This is a genomic window from Stutzerimonas stutzeri (genome assembly GCF_013522825.1).
Lineage (GTDB): Bacteria > Pseudomonadota > Gammaproteobacteria > Pseudomonadales > Pseudomonadaceae > Stutzerimonas > Stutzerimonas stutzeri_AK.
In genome coordinates, this window is record NZ_JAAMQZ010000013.1 from 73787 (window position 1) to 87817 (window position 14031).

Annotated in this window: 14 protein-coding genes; 10 read left to right on the top strand and 4 right to left on the bottom strand. The window is 61.8% G+C overall.

The window, feature by feature from the left end; genetic code table 11:
- Both G7020_RS10345 and argF read right to left on the bottom strand, forming a co-directional pair.
- Positions 1–1110 carry an ABC transporter ATP-binding protein gene (locus tag G7020_RS10345; RefSeq protein WP_181084067.1) on the bottom strand — a complete coding sequence of 370 codons (1110 nt, stop codon included), beginning with the start codon at positions 1108–1110 and terminating at the stop codon, positions 1–3.
- Complete coding sequence (argF, locus tag G7020_RS10350; protein ID WP_181084069.1) at positions 1107–2027, bottom strand: ornithine carbamoyltransferase; 921 nt, start codon at positions 2025–2027, stop codon at positions 1107–1109. The genes G7020_RS10345 and argF overlap by 4 nt, the downstream gene beginning before the upstream one ends.
- A 274-nt stretch (positions 2028–2301) precedes the next feature.
- Here argF and grxD point away from each other — a divergent pair, with 274 nt between their 5' ends.
- The gene (grxD, locus tag G7020_RS10355; protein WP_181084071.1) at positions 2302–2628 is read left to right on the top strand and encodes a Grx4 family monothiol glutaredoxin; all 327 of its coding nucleotides are present in this window, start codon (positions 2302–2304) and stop codon (positions 2626–2628) included.
- Positions 2629–2738: 110 nt separating this feature from the next.
- On the opposite strand, the gene bfr is transcribed toward grxD, so the two are convergent.
- Both bfr and G7020_RS10365 read right to left on the bottom strand, forming a co-directional pair.
- On the bottom strand, positions 2739–3209 hold the full coding sequence (gene bfr / locus G7020_RS10360) for a bacterioferritin (protein ID WP_181084073.1): 471 nt from the start codon (positions 3207–3209) through the stop codon (positions 2739–2741).
- A 194-nt stretch (positions 3210–3403) separates the two neighbouring features.
- Positions 3404–3622: a bacterioferritin-associated ferredoxin gene (locus G7020_RS10365; RefSeq protein ID WP_181084075.1), complete on the bottom strand. Its 219-nt coding sequence runs from the start codon at positions 3620–3622 to the stop codon at positions 3404–3406.
- Between the two features lie 215 nt (positions 3623–3837).
- Here G7020_RS10365 and G7020_RS10370 point away from each other — a divergent pair, with 215 nt between their 5' ends.
- The 9 genes from G7020_RS10370 (at position 3838) to G7020_RS10410 (ending at position 13868) form a co-directional block, all read left to right on the top strand.
- The gene (locus tag G7020_RS10370; RefSeq protein WP_181084077.1) at positions 3838–4977 is read left to right on the top strand and encodes a GGDEF domain-containing protein; all 1140 of its coding nucleotides are present in this window, start codon (positions 3838–3840) and stop codon (positions 4975–4977) included.
- A gap of 59 nt (positions 4978–5036) precedes the next feature.
- Positions 5037–5576, top strand: a complete 540-nt coding sequence (locus G7020_RS10375) for a YaeQ family protein (protein WP_181084079.1) — start codon at positions 5037–5039, stop codon at positions 5574–5576.
- Between the two features lie 59 nt (positions 5577–5635).
- A complete protein-coding gene (recJ, locus tag G7020_RS10380; RefSeq protein WP_181084081.1) occupies positions 5636–7351 on the top strand; it encodes a single-stranded-DNA-specific exonuclease RecJ in 1716 nt (571 codons plus the stop codon).
- Between the two features lie 102 nt (positions 7352–7453).
- Complete coding sequence (locus G7020_RS10385; protein ID WP_181084083.1) at positions 7454–8563, top strand: NADH:flavin oxidoreductase/NADH oxidase; 1110 nt, start codon at positions 7454–7456, stop codon at positions 8561–8563.
- Positions 8564–8591: 28 nt separating this feature from the next.
- The gene (locus G7020_RS10390; RefSeq protein ID WP_181084085.1) at positions 8592–9320 is read left to right on the top strand and encodes a tellurite resistance TerB family protein; all 729 of its coding nucleotides are present in this window, start codon (positions 8592–8594) and stop codon (positions 9318–9320) included.
- Positions 9321–9439: 119 nt separating this feature from the next.
- A protein-coding gene (gene prfB / locus G7020_RS10395) for a peptide chain release factor 2 (RefSeq protein WP_181084087.1) occupies positions 9440–10535 on the top strand; the annotation gives its coding sequence in 2 pieces (ribosomal slippage) (positions 9440–9511 and positions 9513–10535; 1095 coding nt in all).
- A 115-nt stretch (positions 10536–10650) separates the two neighbouring features.
- The gene (gene lysS / locus G7020_RS10400) at positions 10651–12153 is read left to right on the top strand and encodes a lysine--tRNA ligase (protein WP_181084089.1); all 1503 of its coding nucleotides are present in this window, start codon (positions 10651–10653) and stop codon (positions 12151–12153) included.
- Between the two features lie 68 nt (positions 12154–12221).
- Positions 12222–13517 carry a flavohemoglobin expression-modulating QEGLA motif protein gene (locus G7020_RS10405; RefSeq protein ID WP_181084091.1) on the top strand — a complete coding sequence of 432 codons (1296 nt, stop codon included), beginning with the start codon at positions 12222–12224 and terminating at the stop codon, positions 13515–13517.
- 36 nt (positions 13518–13553) lie between these two features.
- Positions 13554–13868 carry a hypothetical protein gene (locus G7020_RS10410; protein WP_181084093.1) on the top strand — a complete coding sequence of 105 codons (315 nt, stop codon included), beginning with the start codon at positions 13554–13556 and terminating at the stop codon, positions 13866–13868.
- Positions 13869–14031 lie beyond the last annotated feature (163 nt).

The window sequence follows — 14031 nt, forward strand, 5'->3', positions numbered from 1 at the left end:
TCAGAGGCTGCCGCTGTAGCGGCGCACGCCGGCTTTGGGCAGGGTTTCATGGGCAGCGACGCTGCCTTGGGCGGGGAACACCACCAGATGATCGGCGGCGATGGCGATGCCGATCTGCTGCCCGGTGGGGTAGTCGGTATGGCTGGGGAAGATGCCTTCCAGCTGGTTGCCGGTGGGCAGTTGCAGACGGTACAACGTCGAAGCCCCGAGGAAGGTCTTGCCGACGATCAGTGCCTTGAGTTCGCTTTGCGGCGCGTAAACGATATCGTCCGGGCGCAGCAGGACGTCCACCGAACTGCCATCGGGCATGATGTAGGCGCGGTCGCCGTGAATCACGCCCAGCTCGGTCTGCACCGTTTCAGGGTCGATGAGTTGGCCACGAATGAAATAGCCCTGGCCGATGAAGCTCGCGACGAAGGGCGTCAGTGGTTCGTGATAGAGGTTGAAGGGCGTGTCCCACTGCTCCAGGCAGCCATCCTTCAATACCCCGATCTGATCGCTGACGGCAAAGGCTTCCTCCTGATCGTGAGTGACCAGAATTGCGCTGGTGCCGCGTGCCTTGAGGATGTCCCGCACTTCATGACTGAGGCGCCGGCGCAGATCGACGTCGAGATTGGAAAAGGGCTCGTCGAGTAGCAGCAGCTCCGGTTCCGGCGCGAGGGCGCGGGCGAGGGCGACGCGTTGCTGCTGGCCGCCTGACAATTCATGAGGGTAGCGTTTGCCCAGCTGTGTCAGGTTCACCAACTCCAGCATCTCGCCGACGATGCGCGGCGCCTGGGGATGCTTGCGGATTCCGAAGGCAATGTTGTCCGCCACGGTCAGATGGGGGAACAGTGCGTAATCCTGGAATACCATGCCGATACGGCGCTTTTCGGGGGCGAGGGTGAAGCCGGCGCGTGACAGTACGGTATCGCCCAGTTGGATCTCGCCGGCACTGAGATGCTCGAAACCGGCGATGGCCCGCAGGGTTGTGGTCTTGCCGCAGCCGGAGGGACCCAGCAGGCAGCCTATGTCGCCACGATTGAGGTGCAGACTGAGGTGCTGCACGATGAGTTGCTCCGCATAGCCGCAATCCAGGCCGCGCAGGTTCAGCAGAGGCTGGTCGCTCATGCGTGATTGAACGCCGGTTCGACCAGGAATTCCAGCAGGGCCTTCTGCGCATGCAGGCGATTCTCGGCCTGATCCCAGGCAACCGAGCGCGGGTCGTCGAGCAGGTCCTGGCTGATCTCCTCGCCGCGGTGTGCTGGCAGGCAGTGCATGAACAGGACGTCATCCGCCGCGGCATCGAGCAGGGCGCGATCGACCTGATAGGGGCGGAAAGTCGCAAGGCGTGCCGCCGTTTCATCTTCCTGGCCCATGGAAGCCCAGACGTCGGTGCTGACCAGATGCGCCCCGGCGACCGCTTCGCGTGGATCACGGAAAATCTGTACGCGATCACCGGCCTGGGCCAGCAGCTCTGCCTTGGGTTCGTAACCTTCGGGGCAGGCGATGCGCAATTGGAAGTCGAACTGGACGGCGGCTTCCATATAGGTGTTGCACATGTTGTTACCGTCACCGATCCAGGCGACCGTCTTGCCGGCGATGCTGCCGCGATGTTCGTGGAAGGTCTGCATGTCGGCCAGCAACTGACAGGGATGCAGGTCGTCCGACAGGCCATTGATCAACGGCACCGATGAGTGGGCGGCGAACTCGGTCAGCGTGGAGTGAGCGAAGGTGCGGATCATCACGGCATCGAGCATGCGCGACATGACGATGGCCGAATCCCCGATGGGCTCGCCGCGTCCCAGTTGGGTGTCGCGTGGCGAGAGAAAGATCGCCTGGCCGCCGAGCTGGATCATTCCCGCCTCGAAGGACAGCCGGGTACGGGTCGAAGCCTTCTCGAAGATCATCCCCAGTACGCGGCTTTTCAGCGGCTCGAACAGAATGCCGCGCTTGCGCAGATCCTTCAGCTCGATGCCGCGACGAACCAGGCTGTTGAGTTCCTTGGGCGTGCAGTCCATCAGTGAGAGAAAATGCCTTGCGCTCATATCAACTACCTTGTGTTGCCGCAGTCGAAGGCCAGAGGTTTTACAGGAAAAAGAGGGCCTTACGACAGGGGGTCGCACGGAAAGCGACGAAACGGGAAAGGCGCGATCTTATCCAGAAAGGCTTCACAGGCGCAAATCGGCCTCAATGCACCTGCCTTACATGGTCGGACAAGGCGGTAGCTCGATGATCGGCGACAAAAGCCGACTCCGCGACTCGGCTTTTAGGTCGTCGTTCTGTACAATGCGCGCCATCCGTGACTAGCCGAGGTGCCCCGTGGAAATTATCGAAACCATCAAAGAGCAGATCGAAAAGAACCCGGTGCTGCTGTACATGAAAGGCTCGCCCAACGCGCCGCAGTGCGGGTTTTCCTCCCGCGCCAGCCAGGCCGTGATGGGCTGTGGCGAAAAATTCGCCTACGTCGACATCCTGCAGAATCCGGAAATCCGTTCGGAGCTGCCGAAGTACGCCAACTGGCCAACTTTCCCACAGCTGTGGGTTGCCGGCGAGCTGGTCGGCGGCAGCGACATCATTCTGGAAATGTTCGAAAAGGGTGAGCTGCAGACGTTGATCAAGTCGGCGGTCGGCACGACTGACGCCTGAGGCAGCCATAAGCGGCAAGCGCTAAGGTCTCCAGGCTTTGCCGCCCATTGAGCCATAAAAAACGCCATGTTCCTTTCGGGCCATGGCGTTTTTTTGCATTGCGGAAGAGGTTATTCGTCCATCTGCGACTGCAGGTAGTTTTCCAGCCCTACCTTGTCGATCAGCCCCAGTTGGGTCTCCAGCCAGTCGATGTGTTCTTCCTCGGCTTCGAGGATATCTTCCAGTAATTCGCGGCTGCCATAGTCGCCGACGCTTTCGCAGTAGGCGATGGCGACCTTGAGATCCTGCACGCCGCTGTGTTCCAGCCTGAGATCGCAATCGAGCATCTCGCGGGTGTTTTCGCCGATCTGCAGCTTGCCCAGGTCCTGCAGGTTGGGCAGGCCTTCGAGAAAGAGGATGCGCTTGATCAGCTTGTCCGCATGCTTCATCTCGTCGATGGATTCCTCGTACTCGTGCTTGCCGAGCTTGCTCAGACCCCAGTCTTCGTACATGCGCGCATGCAGGAAGTACTGGTTGATGGCGACCAGCTCATTGCCAAGGATCTTGTTGAGATGCTGAATGACCAACTTGTCGCCTTTCATGTCTGTGTCCTGTCTCGATCAACCGTGGTGACTGAGAAGTCTGGCCACGAAGCGCGGGACTGTCAAACCTAAGTCATTGAATGCAAAAGGTAAAACGCAATAAGAATGCTTCCGTTCCACGGTTGTGGCCAAAGCCTTGATTTGCGGACATAAAAAAGCCGGGCAATGCCCGGCTTTCGGAAAGTCTGATGCGCTCAGGCGATGGTGTAAGCGGCGGGATAGGCGAGAGCGGCCTGGGCCGATTGGATATCGCCCAAGGTTTCACGCACCACTTGCTTGGCGACACAGGCGCATTTTCCGCACTGGGTGCCGACACCGGTCGTCGCGCGTACTTCCCCATAACTGCAGCAGCCTTCATAGATGGCTTCGCGAATCTGACCGTCGGTAACACCCTGGCAAAGACAGACGTACATAAGAACTACCCGTTGAGCCTGTTTGATGACGGCGATGCTAAACAGAATGAGAATGATTGTCAAAACATTCTGATCGAATGGTCTTTTTCCGAACGGTCAGCTTTTACCTCTCGGAACGCAGGACATTGCGATGGCGAATCGCTAAAGTTGTGATGCTCTTGGCGCTTTGAGAATCCGGGTCGATCGACCGGATGGGCGCGCGGGTCGGTGCCTCTATGCAATTAAGCGTCCCCACCCTCATCGTCACCGACATCTATGTGATGCTGCTGGTGGCGCTTCTGATGTTCCTGTCCTGGCGTAGCGGGCGTCGGGAGCCGACGCTCGGCTATCTCTGTCTGGGGCTTTTTCTCGGTGTCGTGGCCACGGCCCTGGGCGCGCTGCGCAACATGGGTATCGACTGGGTACCGATTATCCTGGGCAACTCGTTGCTGGCGCTGGCGCTGGCCTTCAACTGGACGGCGATGCGCGTATTCGCCGGGCGTCAGCCGCACTGGCGAGGGATCGTTGCCGCTCCGCTGATCTGGACGGGTCTCTGTTTGTTTCCGGCCTTTTTCGATGCGGATGCGTTGCGGGTGCGTATCGCCACGCTGTCGCTGCTCACCATCATCTATATCGGCATGGCCATGGCGGAACTATGGCGTAGCCGCCAGGTGATTCGGGTATCCCTGCGCCCTGCACTGGTGCTGATGGCGGTGCATGTCACGGTCTATGTCTTGCGCATTCCCTTCGACCACGGTCGGCCCTTCGAGGTGTCCGGGCAGTTCGACTTCTTCGCCCTGGTGATCTTCGAAACCATGCTCTACGCGGTTGGCATCGCCTTCGTGACGTTGGCGATGGTGCGCGAGCGAGCCGAGTTGGAGTACCGCCAGGCGTCGCTCAGCGATCCGTTGACCGGCATCGGCAACCGCCGGGCCTTCATCGAATATGGCGAGCGGCTGTTGCTGCGCTGTCGCGCCGCCGGGCAGCAGGCGACACTGCTGCTCTGTGACCTGGATCAGTTCAAGCGCCTCAATGACACCCTTGGCCACAAGGCCGGCGACCATGCGTTGATCAGTTTTTGCCAGGTGATGAAGTCGCGCATGCGGCGGCAGGATGTTTTCGGACGCATCGGTGGCGAAGAGTTCGCCTGCCTGCTGGCCGATGCCGACGCGGGGGTCGCCCGCGATGTGGCCGAGCGCATTCGCGCTGAGTTTGCCAACTTGCCGTTCCGTCCGTCCGGAATGCTCAGCGTCAGCATTGGTGTGAGTGATACGGCGTGCGCCGGCTATGACCTCGACCGCCTGATGGGCGAGGCTGATCGGGCACTCTACGAAGCGAAGGCAGCGGGGCGCAATTGCGTTCGGGTGGCTGGATAAGCCAGCGACCCGCTGCACTGATTTGCTAGACTGCGCCCCTTTTTCCAGGCGACGCTCCCATGGCCTTGCAAGCGACTCCCTATAAAGTCGAACTCAATCTCACCGACCTCGATCGCGGCGTTTATGAAAACGTCCGTTTCACTGTGGCGCGCCATCCGTCCGAAACCGAAGAGCGCCTGGGTATCCGCCTGATCGCCTATGCGCTGTGGTACAGCGAACAACTGGCCTTCGGTCGCGGGCTGTCGGATATCGACGAGCCGGCCCTGTGGGAGAAGAGCCTGGACGGTCGCGTGTTGCACTGGATCGAGGTCGGACAACCGGATGCCGAGCGTCTGACCTGGTGCTCCCGACGTGCCGAGCGCACCAGCCTGGTTGCTTACGGTAATCTGCGCGTCTGGCAGGGCAAGGTACCCGATGCGGTCAAGGGTCTGAAGAATCTGTCCATTGCAGTCATCGAGTCGGAGACGTTGGCCGACCTGGTCACGGACCTGCCACGCAGCATCCAGTGGGGCGTGATGATCAGCGATGGCACCCTGTTCATCACCGACGAGCGAGGGCAGTTCGAGGTGGCGCTGAGCTGGCTGATGGGCGAGCGCTAGCAGGCCGATCTATTTCCCGCTTTCCGAGCAGCAAGCAAATCCCGAGACTGTCGAACTTCATGCGTATCGAACCCCGTCCTCTTCCCGCACAGCTGCCCGATCTGGGCGACCTGCCACCCTTGCTGACGCGCCTGTATGCCGCGCGTGGCGTGCAGTCCGTGGCCGAGCTGGACAAGGGGCTGGCGCGGCTGATTCCCTACGGCCAGCTCAAGGGCATCGAGGCGGCTGTGGAGCTGCTGGTGGAGGCGCTGGAAAAACGCCAGCGCATTCTCTTCGTCGGCGATTTCGACGCCGATGGCGCCACCGCCAGCGCGGTCGGCGTGCTGGGCCTGCGCCAGCTCGGCGCGGCGCATGTCGATTATCTGGTGCCCAACCGCTTTGAATATGGTTATGGCCTGACGCCTGAAATCGTCGCTGTGGCGCTCGAACGCCAGCCAGACCTATTGATCACCGTGGATAACGGCATCTCCAGCGTGGACGGTGTCGCTGCGGCCAAGGCTGCCGGATTGATGGTGCTGGTGACCGATCACCATCTGCCCGGTCATGATCTGCCGGCAGCCGATGCCATCGTCAATCCCAATCAGCCCGAATGCGCTTTCCCGAGCAAGTGCATCGCCGGCGTTGGGGTGATTTTCTACGTACTGCTGGCGCTGCGGGCGCGGCTGCGCGAGTCGGGCTGGTTTGTCCGCAATGGCTGGAGCGAGCCGAACCTGGCCGAGCTGCTGGATCTGGTGGCGCTGGGCAGTGTTGCCGACGTGGTGCCGCTGGATGCCAACAACCGCATCCTGGTGCATCAGGGGCTGGCGCGGATTCGTGCGGGGCGGGCGCGACCGGGTCTGCGGGCGATCCTCGAAGTGGCCGGGCGCGACCATAAGCGCATCACCTCAACCGACCTGGGCTTCATCCTCGGGCCGCGCCTGAACGCGGCGGGACGCCTGGACGACATGGCGCTGGGCATCGAATGCCTGCTCTGCGAAGACGAAGCGCTGGCACGCGACATGGCAGTACAGCTCGATCAGCTCAATCAGGACCGCAAGGGCATCGAGCAGGGCATGCAGCGCGAGGCCCTGGCGCAACTCAAGGAGCTGCCGCTGGACGATCTGCCGTTCGGCCTCTGCCTGTTCGAGCCGGATTGGCATCAGGGCGTTATCGGTATCCTCGCTTCGCGCCTGAAGGAACGCTATCACCGACCCACCATCGCCTTTGCCGACGCCGGTGATGGCGTGCTGAAGGGCTCGGCGCGTTCGGTGCCGGGCTTTCATGTACGCGATGCGCTGGACGCCGTGGCCGCCCGTCATCCGGGCTTGATCAGCAAGTTCGGTGGTCATGCCATGGCTGCGGGGCTGTCGCTGCCGCAGGAAAACTTCGGTGCCTTCGCCGCGGCGTTCGACGCCGAGGTTCGCCGCCAGCTGTGCGAGGACGATCTCACCGGACGCCTGTTGACTGACGGCCAGCTCAGCATCGAGGAGTTTCATCTGGAGCTGGCCAAGGCGCTGCGTAATGCCGGCCCGTGGGGCCAGCACTTTCCAGAACCCATGTTCCACGGCGTGTTCCAGCTGGTGCAGCAGCGTCTGGTCGGCGAGAAGCACCTGAAGATGGTGGTCAGGAGCGAGTGCGGCTCGCTGACACTTGACGGCATCGCCTTCAATATCGACCGCGGGCTCTGGCCCAATGCCGGTGTGCGCTGGGCCAACCTGGCCTACAAACTGGACGTCAACGAATTTCGTGGTCGCGAAAGTGTGCAGTTGCTGGTTGCCCATATCGAGGCACGCTGAAGCGGTGATGCACGGGTGATTACTGCCCAGCCTCTCTGGCGTGCGAATGGTCTTTACTGCAAGGTGTCCATATCGCATTCGTTGCAGTAGAAGAGGCCGACCATGACCCAACTGTTCGCATCGCTGACCTTGCGCCAGCTGACCTTGCCCAACCGTATCGCCGTCTCGCCCATGTGCCAGTACTCGGCCAGGGAAGGCATGGCCAACGACTGGCACCTGGTCCACCTGGGCAGTCGCGCCGTAGGCGGCGCCGGGCTGGTCATCATCGAAGCCACTGCCGTGGCCGCCAACGGACGGATCTCGCCTCAGGATCTGGGGCTCTGGAACGATGAGCAGATCGAGCCATTGCGCCGCATCACTAACTTCATCGAGGCCCAGGGCTCGGTGGCTGGTATCCAGCTGGCCCATGCCGGACGCAAGGCCAGCACCTGGAAACCCTGGCTCGGCAAGCATGGCAGCGTGCCCGTCGCCGAAGGCGGCTGGATACCGGTGGGGCCGTCGAGCATTGCCTTCGATCCACAGCACGCCATTCCCGAAATGCTGGACGAAGCCGGTATCGCTGCCGTGGTGAAGGCTTTCGTGCGCGCAGCCGAACGTGCGCTGGCGGCGGGCTTCAAAGTGGCTGAAGTGCATGCCGCACATGGTTATCTGCTGCATCAGTTCCTCTCGCCGCTGTCCAATCAGCGTCAGGACGCTTATGGCGGCTCGTTCGAGAATCGCATCCGCCTGCTGCTGGAGGTGACCCAGGCCGTGCGGGCCGTGTGGCCGGATGAGCTGCCGTTGTTCGTCCGCCTGTCGGCCACCGACTGGGTCGAGGATGGCTGGAACTCCGACGAAACCGTCGAGCTGGCGCGGCGCCTGAAAGCGCTGGGGGTCGATCTGATCGATGTGTCCTCCGGCGGTACCGCCGCCAATGCGGAGATCCCTGTCGGACCGGGCTACCAGACGCAATTCGCCGAGCGGGTACGCCGTGAAGCCGGAATCGCCACCGGCACCGTGGGCATGATTACCGAGGCCGTGCAGGCCGAGCACATCCTGCGCACCGGCCAGGCCGATCTCATCCTGCTGGCGCGCGAGCTGTTGCGTGATCCCTATTGGCCGCTGCACGCGGCAGAAGACTTGCGTGAGAGTTCGGTCGCCTGGCCGCCACAATATGTACGTGCTGCGCATCGGGACACGCCGCTTCGGTCGGCTTCCGGTATCCCCGATTGATCCATCTGTTCCTTTTCGAGGGTTGTTTATGAAAACCAGTGGTTTGCTCAATCAGCTTCTGAAATCCGGCCAGGAATTGCTGCAGAAGAAACAAACATCAAATCCCGCTCCCGGCGCTGGTGGTGGCTTGGGCGATCTGCTTTCCGGTCGCGGTGACGGAGGCCTCGGCAGTCTGCTGTCGGGCGCTGGCGGTGGCGCATTGGCAGCGGGTGCCATGGGATTGCTGCTGGGTAATCGCAAGGCGCGCAAACTGGGTGGCAAGGTCATCACGTATGGCGGCCTGACAGCGCTTGGCGTGCTGGCCTACAAGGCTTATGGCAACTGGCAGGCGCAGCAGAACGGCGCATCACCGCAAGCCACGCGGACGCCCATGACGATTGACCGCCTGCCTCCGGCGCAGGCCGAAGAGCACAGCCAGGCCATCCTCAGGGCGCTGATTGCAGCGGCCAAGGCCGACGGCCATGTGGATGATCAGGAGCGTCAGATGATCGATGCGGAACTGGCTAAGCTGACCACCGATGTGGACTTGCAGCGCTGGTGCGACGCGGAGTTGAACAAGCCGCTGGATCCGGTCGAAGTGGCCGCAGCCGCCACCTCGCCCGAGATGGCGGCGGAAATGTATCTGGCCAGCGTGCTGATGGTGGACGAAGAGCATTTCATGGAGCGCGCCTACCTGGACGAGCTGGCCCGCCAGCTCAAGCTCGACGAGGCGCTCAAGGCGGAGCTTGAGCATCAGGTTCGCGGCATATCGGCCTGAAGCGCCTGTTTATCCACTTCGCTCATTCGCGCCATCGATCCAGTCCGGGCTGTCAGTGATGGCCCGCTGGGTTTATAATCGTCGGCTTTTCAAAACGTCCGTTTGAGAGCTGCCTACCTATGGAAATCAACCCGATCCTCAACAGCATCAAGGACCTGTCCGAGCGCACCCTGTCGATTCGGGGGTATCTTTGACTACGATCAGAAGCATGATCGTCTCGTCGAAGTAAACCGCGAACTCGAAGACCCCAACGTCTGGAACAATCCCGAGTACGCCCAGAACCTGGGGCGTGAGCGCGCCACCCTGGCGCAGATCGTCGAAACCCTTGACGAACTCGAAGGCGGTCTGGCTGATTCCCGCGACCTGCTCGACATGGCGGTCGAAGAGGACGACCAGGGCGCAGTAGATGATGTGGCTGTCGAACTGGATCGCCTGCGCGCAATTCTCGAAGGGCTGGAGTTCCGCCGCATGTTCAGCGGCGAGATGGACCCCAACAACGCCTACCTCGATATCCAGGCCGGTTCCGGCGGCACCGAAGCCCAGGACTGGGCCAACATGCTGCTGCGCATGTATCTGCGCTGGGCCGACAAGCACGGTTTCGACGCGACCATCATGGAACTGTCCGAAGGCGAAGTGGCTGGCATCAAGGGCGCAACCCTGCACATCAAGGGCGAGTACGCTTTCGGTTGGCTGCGCACCGAGATCGGTGTGCATCGCCTGGTACGCAAGAGTCCATATGACTCCGGCAACCGCCGCCACACCTCGTTCACGGCTGTATTCGTTTCGCCGGAAATCGACGACAACATCGAGATCGAGATCAACCCGGCGGACCTGCGTATCGACACCTACCGCTCCTCCGGTGCCGGTGGTCAGCACGTCAACACCACCGACTCGGCGGTGCGTATCACCCACGTACCGACCAACACCGTGGTCAGCTGCCAGAACGAGCGCTCCCAGCACGCCAACAAGGACACCGCCATGAAGATGCTGCGGGCCAAGTTGTACGAGCAGGAGATGCAGAAGCGCAACGCGGCCTCGCAGGCGCTGGAAGATACCAAGTCGGATATCGGCTGGGGCCACCAGATCCGCTCCTACGTACTCGATGCCTCGCGCATCAAGGATCTGCGTACCGGCGTCGAGCGCAGCGATTGCGACAAGGTGCTGGATGGGGATATTGACGAGTACCTCGAAGCCAGCCTCAAACAAGGCCTCTAGAGCAGCGGCAAGCTGCAAGCCTCAAGCGACAAGCCTGGCGCGACCTCTCCGGCTTGAGGCTTGAGGCTTGAGGCTTGCAACTTAATTTCATCTTTGACCGGAACGATCCGCCGACATGAGCGAACAACCGCTGAACCAGCACGCCCTTCAAGAAGAAGAAAACAGCCTGATCCTTCAGCGCAAGGAAAAACTGGCCGCCGAGCGCGCCAGGGGCAATGTCTTCCCCAACGACTTCCGTCGCGACAGCTACTGCAACGACCTGCAGCAGAAATACGCCGACAAGAGCAAGGAAGAGCTGGAAGCAGCGGCCATTCCGGTAAAGGTCGCCGGGCGCATCATGCTCAACCGGGGCGCCTTCATGGTGCTGCAGGACATGACCGGACGCCTGCAGGTCTATGTCGACCGCAAGGGCCTGCCAGCCGAAACCCTGGAAGCGATCAAGACCTGGGACCTGGGCGACATCGTAGCCGCTGAAGGCACCCTGGCGCGTTCGGGCAAGGGCGACCTGTACGTCAATATGAGCGCCGTGCGCCTGTTGACCAAATCCCTGCGTCCGCTGCCGGACAAGCACCACGGTCTGACCGACACCGAGCAGCGCTACCGCCAGCGCTACGTCGACCTGATCGTCAACGAGGAAACCCGCCACACCTTCCGCGTGCGCTCTCAGGTCATCGCGCATATCCGCAAGTTCCTCGCAGAGCGCGACTTCCTCGAAGTGGAAACGCCGATGCTGCAGACCATCCCCGGTGGTGCCGCGGCCAAGCCGTTCGAGACGCACCACAACGCGCTGGACCTGCCGATGTTCCTGCGCATCGCGCCGGAGCTGTATCTCAAGCGCCTGGTAGTGGGCGGTTTCGAGCGTGTGTTCGAGATCAACCGCAACTTCCGCAACGAAGGTGTCTCGACCCGGCACAACCCCGAGTTCACCATGCTGGAGTTCTACCAGGCCTACGCCGATTACGAAGACAACATGGACCTGACCGAGGAGCTGTTCCGCGAGCTGGCCCAGGCCGTGCTCGGCAGCACCGACGTGCCCTACGGCGACAAGGTGTTCCACTTCGGCGAGCCGTTCGCGCGGCTGTCGGTGTTCGACTCGATCCTCAAGTACAACCCGGACATCAGCGCCGACGATCTCAACGATCTGGAAAAAGCCCGCGCCATCGCCAAAAAGGCCGGCGCCAAGCTGCTGGGCCATGAAGGTCTGGGCAAGCTGCAGGTGATGATCTTCGAAGAACTGGTCGAGCATCGCCTGGAGCAGCCGACCTTCATCACCGAGTACCCCTTCGAGGTCTCGCCGCTGGCGCGCCGCAACGACAAGAACCCGAACGTCACCGACCGCTTCGAGCTGTTCATCGGTGGCCGCGAGATCGCCAACGCCTATTCCGAACTCAACGACGCCGAGGATCAGGCCGAGCGTTTCCACGCTCAAGTAGCGGAAAAGGACGCCGGCGACGACGAGGCCATGCACTTCGACGCCGATTTCGTCCGCGCGCTGGAATACGGCATGCCGCCCACCGCCGGCGAGGGCATTGGTATCGACCGTCTGGTGATGCTGCTGACCAACTCGCCGTCGATTCGCGACGTGATCCTGTTCCCGCACATGCGTCCGGAAGTCTGACGAACCCCGTGCCGGGTCAGGCCCAGCCGGCCCGGCACAGGAGACCCCTGCGATCCAGAGAGGTAGCGATGAACACTTCCCACACACTGGACGACTATCAGCTCACGGTGCGCGCGCTGTCCGACCGTATCGTCGAGGCGCAGGCCCCGGTGCGGGTGCTCGATGCGGTGAAGTGGGACGACAGCATCCGTCAGGGTTTCTTCGCCTCCGGCTGTCGCGAGCTGCCCAGGATCGATCGCGCCTGGTACGAAGGCCGACCGCTGGCCTTCGACTCCAGCGCCAAGAAGGAAGAATTCCAGAACATCGAACGCGACATCACCCGCCAGCTGGGCCAGTTCAACCCGGTCGGGCAGATCATGCGGCGCATGTGCCGCGAATATCGCATGGTGATCCGCATGCTTGAAGCGCGTGGCACCGCCGACTTCGGGTTGATCTCCCAGGAACTCTACGGCGCGGCCTCGGACGCCTTCCATGCCGGCGATCCGACGTTGTCCGATCTCGGCCTGATGCTCTCCGACTACCTGAACAACATCGCCGACCGGGGCGACCTCAAGGACGAAGCCAAGACACTCAATGCCCAGCAGGCCGTGGACATGCTGCAGCGAAGGCTGGACCTGGTATTCGGTGAAGGCGAGGGCGTGATCCGGGTGTTCGAGTCCGACGGCATCCTCGCCGATGCGGCAGCCGGCGCCGACTACATCAAGATCCGCAGTGACGCCATGTTCAACGCGCGCGACGTGCGTGCCCTGGAAGTGCATGAGGGGCTGGTACACGTGGGCACCACGCTCAACGGCCAGAACCAGCCGATCTGCACCTTCCTCGCCAAGGGGCCGCCGTCCTCGACGGTGACTCAGGAAGGCCTGGCGATCCTGATGGAGGTGATCGCTTTCGCCTCCTATCCAACACGCCTGCGCAAGCTGACCAACCGTACCCGCGCCATCCACATGGCCGAGGAGGGCGCGGATTTCCTCGATGTGTTCGCCTTCTTCCGCGAGCAGGGTTACGACGAGGACGAGTGCTACAGCAACGCCAACCGCGTGTTCCGTGGCTCGCTGCCCAATGGCTTGCCCTTCACCAAGGACCTGTCCTATCTGAAGGGTTTCATCATGGTCTACAACTACATTCAGCTGGCGGTGCGCAAGGGCAAGCTGGAGCAGATCCCGCTGCTGTTCTGCGGCAAGACCACCCTGGAAGACATGCGCACCCTGCGCCAACTGGTAGACGAGGGCATGGTGGCACCGCCGCGCTATCTGCCGCAGCAGTTCCAGGACCTCAATGCGCTGTCAGCCTGGATGTGCTTCTCCAACTTCCTCAACCACCTGAGCCTGGATCGTATCGAAGCCGATTACGCCAATATTCTCTGAGTGCCCGCACAACGCCCTTTCCAGACGAGACTACAGATGTCCGAACGCAACCCCATCCCACTGATTCTCACCGCCATTGGCAGCGTCTTCGGCACCATCGCCGTGCTGAGCTATTACGGCTACGTGCATATCGCCAAACCCGAGGATGCGCTGCTGCTGGCCGACTACACCATGCTCAAGACCGTGCCTGGCGAGGATTATCGGGTATCGCTGAAACCGGCCACCCAGGTCGCACAGTGCATCGACGGCGTACTGGTGTTGTTCGATACCGAGCAGAAAGGCCTGACCGGCGTGCTGGTGGATAACAAGAAGCGTGCCGTGCGCTGCATGGAGGAAGGCGTAGGCCGCTAACGAACCTGGCGCAGCAAGCGCCAGGTCATGTTGGATTACGCCTTCGGAAACCCGGATTACGCCTTCGGCTAATCCAGGCTACGGTCTGTGGGCAGGAGGCGCGGCTGTTGTAGGAGGGGCCTTGGCCGCGAACAAGACCACATCCTCGCTGCGGCCCCCTTCA